Origin of the sequence: Halorubrum tebenquichense DSM 14210 (assembly GCF_000337415.1) — an archaeon.
Lineage (GTDB): Archaea > Halobacteriota > Halobacteria > Halobacteriales > Haloferacaceae > Halorubrum > Halorubrum tebenquichense.
In genome coordinates this window covers 1-5,771 of the sequence record NZ_AOJD01000065.1, presented here as the reverse complement: position 1 = coordinate 5,771, position 5,771 = coordinate 1, and the positions used below count along the sequence as shown (strand labels likewise).

Annotated in this window: 5 protein-coding genes; 1 reads left to right on the top strand and 4 read right to left on the bottom strand. The window is 70.5% G+C overall.

The genetic code is table 11. From position 1 onward, the window contains the following. Nucleotides 1–94: 94 nt before the first annotated feature. The gene (gene lrp, locus C472_RS12500; RefSeq protein ID WP_006630204.1) at nt 95–556 is read right to left on the bottom strand and encodes an HTH-type transcriptional regulator Lrp; all 462 of its coding nucleotides are present in this window, start codon (nt 554–556) and stop codon (nt 95–97) included. 126 nt (nt 557–682) lie between these two features. Here lrp and glnA point away from each other — a divergent pair, with 126 nt between their 5' ends. Further along, nucleotides 683–2,053, top strand: coding sequence for a type I glutamate--ammonia ligase (gene glnA / locus C472_RS12495; RefSeq protein ID WP_006630203.1), 1,371 nt, complete (start codon nt 683–685; stop codon nt 2,051–2,053). 177 nt (nt 2,054–2,230) lie between these two features. Here glnA and C472_RS12490 read toward each other — a convergent pair whose 3' ends face one another. The 3 genes from C472_RS12490 to C472_RS12480 form a co-directional block, all read right to left on the bottom strand. Then, nucleotides 2,231–3,205 (bottom strand): phosphatase PAP2 family protein, encoded by a 975-nt coding sequence (locus C472_RS12490; protein WP_006630202.1) that lies wholly within the window; start codon nt 3,203–3,205, stop codon nt 2,231–2,233. Between the two features lie 42 nt (nt 3,206–3,247). Next, entirely contained in the window at nt 3,248–4,561 is a 1,314-nt protein-coding gene (locus C472_RS12485; RefSeq protein ID WP_006630201.1) for a YihY/virulence factor BrkB family protein, read from the bottom strand. A 100-nt stretch (nt 4,562–4,661) separates the two neighbouring features. Next, the coding region (locus C472_RS12480; RefSeq protein ID WP_006630200.1) for a tRNA (guanine(26)-N(2))-dimethyltransferase at nt 4,662–5,771 on the bottom strand (1,110 nt) is incomplete at its 5' end.

Genomic DNA, 5,771 nt, shown 5'->3' with positions numbered 1-5,771 from the left:
GTACATCCGCGCGCTGACGGGCGAGCCGCTCCCGGCGGTGGAGGTGCTGGAGGCGGCGGCGAAGCGGGAGTAACGGGCTAGACCGTCGGCCGAGTCACTCCTCGTCGACGTCGAGGTCGAACTGCGCGTTCTCGGTGACCGCGTTCAGGACGACGCTCGTGTTCGACTCGCGGATGTCCGCGTCCGTGAGGATCGACTTGATCTGGTCGTTCATCCCGTCCGTGTCGGTGAACTTCCCGATCGCGATCACGTCGTAGTCGCCGGTGACCTCGTAGACGCTCACCATCTGTTTCTCCTGGCGCAGCTTCTCGGTGACGTCCGGCAGCGCGCTCCCCTCGACCTTGAGCTGGAGGACGGCGGTGACGTCGTAGCCGAGCTTGTCGTAGTCGACGACGGGCGTGTATCCCCGAATGACCCCTTCCTCTTCGAGGTCGCGGAGGTGGTTCGACACCGTCGTCACCGAGACGTCCAGTTCGTCCCCGAGGCTCCGAAGGCTCGCGCGGCCGTTACTGAGCAGGGAGTTGATGAGCTTCGCGTCGAGGTTTTCGTACGTCATCACAACCGATCACGCTTCCGGGGGTTTAGAATTTTACGAACGTCCAGCATATTTCCCCACCCGGCGGTTCATGCGCCAAGCGATAAGGCCTTTATACTGGCAGATAACGAATCAAACGTCCAGAACATGACGGACGAACACGCGAAACCGGACGGCGGCCTCACGGCCGAGGAACAGGCGGTACTCGACGAGATCGAAGAGCAGAACGTCGATTTCCTGCGGCTCCAGTTCACCGATATCCTCGGCGTCGTGAAGAACGTCTCCGTCCCCGCCCACCAGGCGGAGAAGGCGTTCACCGAGGGCATCTACTTCGACGGCTCCTCGATCGAGGGGTTCGTGCGCATTCAGGAGTCGGACATGCGGCTCGTCCCCGACCCCGACACGTTCGCGGTGCTCCCGTGGCGCAGCGACGGGAACGGCGACAGCGGGGCCGCGCGGCTCATCTGTGACATCGTCGACACCGACGGCGAGCCGTTCGCCGGCGGGCCGCGCCAGGTGCTGAAGAGCGTCCTCGAAGAGGCCGAGGAGATGGGCTACTCCGTCTCCATCGGTCCCGAGCCGGAGTTCTTCCTGTTCGAGAAGGACGACGACGGCAACGCGACGACGATCCCCCACGACAACGGCGGCTACTTCGATCTCGCCCCGAAGGACCTCGCGTCTGACGTCCGCAAGGAGATCATCTTCACGCTGGAGAAGATGGGCTTCGAGATCGAGGCCTCCCACCACGAGGTCGCCGAGGGCCAACACGAGATCAACTTCAAGTACGACGACGCGCTCACGACCGCGGACAACATCGCGACGTTCCGCGCCGTCGTCCGCGCGGTCGCCGAGCAGCACGACCTCCACGCGACGTTCATGCCCAAGCCCATCGCCGACATCAACGGCTCGGGCATGCACAGCCACATCTCGCTGTTCGACGAGGACGGCAACGCGTTCTCCGACGACGACGACGAGTTCAACCTGAGCGAGACGGCCTACCAGTTCATGGGTGGCATCTTAGAGCACGCGCCCGCGTTCACGGCCGTCACCAACCCGACCGTGAACTCCTACAAGCGGCTGGTGCCCGGCTACGAGGCACCGATCTACGTCGCGTGGTCTGACACGAACCGCTCGGCGCTCGTCCGCGTCCCGGACGCCGCGGGCGTCTCCGCGCGCTTCGAGGTCCGCAGCCCCGACCCGTCCTGTAACCCCTACCTCGGCATGGCGTCGCTCATCGCCGCCGGGCTCGACGGGATCAAGACCGGTGCCGATCCCGGCGATCCGGTCCGCGAGGACATCTACGAGTTCGACGACGCGAAGCGCGAGGAGTACGGCATCGAGACGCTGCCCCCGAACCTCGGTGCCGCCGTCGAGGAGCTGGAGGCCGACGAGGTGCTTCAGGAGGCGCTCGGTCCGCACACCTCCGAGAAGTTCGCCGAGGCGAAGTCCCAGGAGTTCAGCGAGTACCTCACCCAGGTGTCGCAGTGGGAGGAGAACCGCTACCTAGAGACGTTCTGAGGCGGCGAGGAACAGTCGACCGGGGGCGATCCCCGTACGGTTTCCACTTTTTCGACGCCGTCAGCCGAATATCCGCAGGAGTCCGAGGACCCACCGGACCAGTTCCGAGAGCGCGAGCAGCGCCCCCTCGATCCGGGAGAGCCGTCGTCCGGACCAGAGCGCGACGGCGGCCGGGAGTCACATCAGATCGGCCGACCGCGCCGACAGCGCGGGCAGCGCGACGACGGCGACCACGGCGGCGGTCGTCGCGGTCAGCGTGACGGGCAGCGAGTCCGCGAGCGCGTACGCGCCGACCCACAGCGCGCCGGTGACCGCCAGCGCGGGGACCGCGACCCGGACCGACAGCGGCGGCTCGTCGCCGTCGACGAGCCGCCACCCGATCGCGCCGCCGAACCCGGTGGCGATGCCGATGCCCGCCTCGACGACCTCGCCGGTGTGGCCGCCCTCGAGGGCGACGCCGGCGGCGACGAGCGAGAGGCCGGCGGCCGTCAGGAACGCGGGCGCGGGGTCTAAGTCGGCGGTCGGACCGTCCGGCGAGGTCGCGGCCACCGACCGGCGGACCCGCGGGTCGCCGGCAAGCCACAGGGCCCCGAGGACGACGCCGCTCCCGACGGCCAGTCCCGCGAGCACGTCGACGAGGTAGTGGACCTCGATGACGACGCGCGAGGCCGCGACCGCGACGGCGACCCCCGCGGCCGCGACGTACCGGGCCCTCGGCGTCCAGAGCCGGTCGTACAGCAGCGCGATCGCGAGGTACGCCGCCGCGCCGCCGGTGGCGTGGCCGCTCGGGAAGCCGAACCCGTCGGAGAGCACCTGCGCCTCGTACCAGCCCGAGAGGAGCGCGGGGAGCCACGTCGGCACGTCGGCCGGTCCCATCGCGGCCGGGGGGCGGGGGACCGCGAACCACGCCTTGCCGAGCGCCGTCGCGGCGTACGCGCAGGTGACGGCCGCGACGGCGGTGGCACCGGCGCGGCGCGGCGACCCCGCGGTCCGGTCGCTCGCGAACCAGTAGCCGACCGCGAGCAGCGCGAAGAGGAACCACGGGTCCGCGAGGTGCGTGACGGCCGCGAAGGCCACGACGACGACTTCCGGGAGGGCGTCGACGATCGCGGTCTCGCCGAGGCCGCGCTCCGCGGCGACGAGTCCGGTCACCGGGGAGCCACTCCAGTCTCGTCGCGCCGGGCGTTGCGAGGCTCAGTCATCGCCGCGGCCGCGGGCGTAATCGAGCGCCTTGCCCGGCGTTTCGAGCAGGTTCAACCCGATCCCGACGACGACGAATATCGTGTACAGGCCGAGCGTCGACAGCCCGAGGACGACGATAGCGCCGACCGCGTAGATCCCCTGTAGCGACGTCAGCGCCGCGAGCGTCAGCACCGTGCCGTACAGCAGGACGAGGTACGGACCCCAGCCGCGGGCGTGTCCGCGGCGCATTCGGGACCGGACGTACCGCTTCAGCTCCGACTCGACCTCGGGTTTGTCGACCGTGCGTCGTTCCACGTCGTCCTCGAACTCGTCGAGCTGCGACCGCAGCTCCCGGACCTCCGCTTCGAGGGCGGCGACGTCCGGCGCGCCGCGCGGCCGTTCGTCGTCGTCCCCGGAGGCGTCCGACTCGCCGTTCATACCCGTGGGTCGGCCGCGGTCCTGTTGTAACTGCCGGTCCGCGGCGTCGTCGGAGGCACCGACGGCATCGGCGGGGCCGTCGTTCCGGGGAGCGTCGCCGCCGGTGCCCCGTCCCGCGAGCACCACGTTGACCACGCCGCCGAGCACCACCACGATGGCCGCGAGATACAGCCACGTGACTAACAGCAGGATGCCGCCGATGACGCCGTACACCTGGTACTGCGCGGCGCTCGCGGCGTACACCTGGAATCCGGCCTGAAGCAGCGTCCAGCAGACCGCCGCGAACGCCGCGCCCGGCAGCGCCTCGCGGACGGAGAGGGTCGGCTGCGGGAGCAGGTAGTACATCGGGAGGAAGACGACGGCGAGGAAGACGGGCAGCGCGAGGACGCTCGCCGCCTCGACCAGCGGGACCGCGTCGGCGGCGGCGACGAACGCCCCGACGCCGACCATCACGCCGATGCCGACGCCGACCCCCACGACGACCGAGGCGGCGTCGACGATCTGTCGGAGGAACCCCGGCGTCGCGTCGCCGCCGTACAGGGAGACGAACGCCGTGTCGAGCCCGCGGAACACCTTCAGCGTCGACCAGAGCAGGACACCGAGCCCGAGCAGGCTCGCGCCGGTTCGCCCGCCCGCCGAGGAGACGGCTCCGACGACCGCCTCCTCGCCGGCCGGCGTGAGGAACTCGCCCGTCGACGCGGCCAGTTCCGCGGCGATGGTCTCGCCGAAGACGGCGGTGGCGACGACGACCAGCAACAGGAGCGCGGGGACGAGCGAGACGAACGCGTAGTAGGCGATCGCGGCCGCGAGAAACGTCACCTGTCGGTCGATCGCGAGGTCGGCGACGCGCCGAACCGTGCCGAACGTGGTGCGCGGGTGTCTGGACACGCCCCGCCCTTCGACCGACCGCGACAAAAACGAGAGGGTGTCGAGCGTCGAGAGCGACCCCGTAGGCCGGGAGCGACCCCGTACGCCGACGGCGACGGCGTCAGTCCGCGTCCGTTCCGAGGACCGCCTCGCGCATCTCCGGGATCGACGCGGCACTCTTGACCGCCGTCCCGCGATAGTGCGCGCGGCTCGCCTCGTGACCGGCCGCGCGCAGGCGCTCGACGAACTCGTCCATGCCGATGGCCGGCTCGCCCCACTGCTTGTACAGGCGGTGCTGGTCGTAGTGGGTCGGCGTGTCGATCTCGCGCGCGACGGTGCCGAGCAGCTTCCGCGCCCGCTTCGCCTCGCCCATGTCGTCGGTCACCTCGCGCCGGACGGCGCGCGCGAAGTCGGGGTCCGCGACGGGACCGAGCCAGATCGGCCCGGCCGTGAGCACGCGGTCGCTCCCGCACTCCGGACAGGCGTCGACCGGGTCGGCGATCCGACCGCGGGTCGCCGACCGCCACAGGCAGTCCTCGCAGTGATCGACGTGACCCAGGGCTTCGAGACAGTCGTCGGCCGCGCGGGCACCCGACTCCAGTTCGAGGTAGGTCCGCGCGTAGTGGCGGGAGACGTGCGAGAGGACCGGTCGGGCCGCCTTGTCGTAGCGTGCGGCGGTCCGGACGAGCGCAGAGATAAGCGTCCGAAGCCCCATCTCCGGGTGGTAGTCGGTGTTCCGCGGGACCGCGCCGTACTTCCGGATCCCGCTCGCGAGGTGGGCACCGCAAAGGGGTGCGGTGTCCGTGGCGGTGACACAGATCAGGTTGCGGCCGTTCGCGAACGCCGCGTCCGCGAAGGGAATCGGCGTACCGTACGGGTCCAGGTCGACGACGTCGAACGGCCCCTCGTCGTACAGCAGGGCGTTGACGTCGCGGTGAACCGCCTCGCCGTCGAGTCCGTTGGCGTCGAGGTTCGCGGCGGCGAGGTCGACCGCGTCGGCGTCGACGTCGGCGCAGGTGACGTCGTACCCCTCGGCGGCGGCGCGGACGCCGCGGACCCCCGAGGCCGCCATCGCGTCGAGGTACGAGGCCGCCCGCGGCTCGCGCTCGCGGTAGGCGCGCAGCGTCGCGACCGTCACGTCGCGGTTCAGCTCCTGCGTCGGGTTGAAGAAGACGCCGCCGCCGGTGCCCTCGCTGGCACCGTCGCGGGCCTCCGGGACGGAGACGGTGAT

Coding starts and splice junctions, on each gene's coding strand:
- lrp (WP_006630204.1), bottom strand. CDS start 556: ATGACGTACGAAAACCTCGACGCGAAGCTCATCAACTCCCTGCTCAGT.
- glnA (WP_006630203.1), top strand. CDS start 683: ATGACGGACGAACACGCGAAACCGGACGGCGGCCTCACGGCCGAGGAA.